The organism is Halorubrum sp. SS7, from assembly GCF_005435055.1.
GTDB lineage: Archaea > Halobacteriota > Halobacteria > Halobacteriales > Haloferacaceae > Halorubrum > Halorubrum salinarum.
The window spans coordinates 1-354 of sequence record NZ_SGXV01000420.1 but is presented as its reverse complement, the minus strand read 5'-3'; the positions used below and the strand labels follow the sequence as shown (position 1 = coordinate 354).

The following is a 354-nucleotide window of genomic DNA, read 5'->3' as shown; positions in this document are numbered from 1 at the left end:
GCGGCTGCTCGCCCTCCCGAAGGCCGACCGGGACGCCGCGCTGCGCCACGCGCTCGTCAGGCTCCGGACGCGACAGGCGCTGCTCGCGACCGCGACGCTCCCGGCGCTGGCGGCCGTCGAGACCGCGGCGCTGCTCGCGACGCTGCTCGTCGGGCGCCGGGGAGACCGCACCGCCGCGGACCGGCGCGTCAACCGGATCCACGGGTACGAGCCGGACCGCGAGCGCGTCCCGTCGTGGGCGTACGCGGCCGCCGGCGCGCTCTGCTGGCTGCTGCTCCTCCCGGCGTGGATCCCGGCGACGGTCGGCGACCGGTTCGCCGTCGCCGGCGGGCGCCGCGCCGCGGACGCGCTGGT

General features: G+C 80.2%; 1 pseudogene. It reads left to right on the top strand.

Going from position 1 to position 354, the window contains the following annotated elements:
* Positions 1–354 (top strand): annotated as a pseudogene (locus tag EXE44_RS18635) (hypothetical protein); the annotation flags it as partial.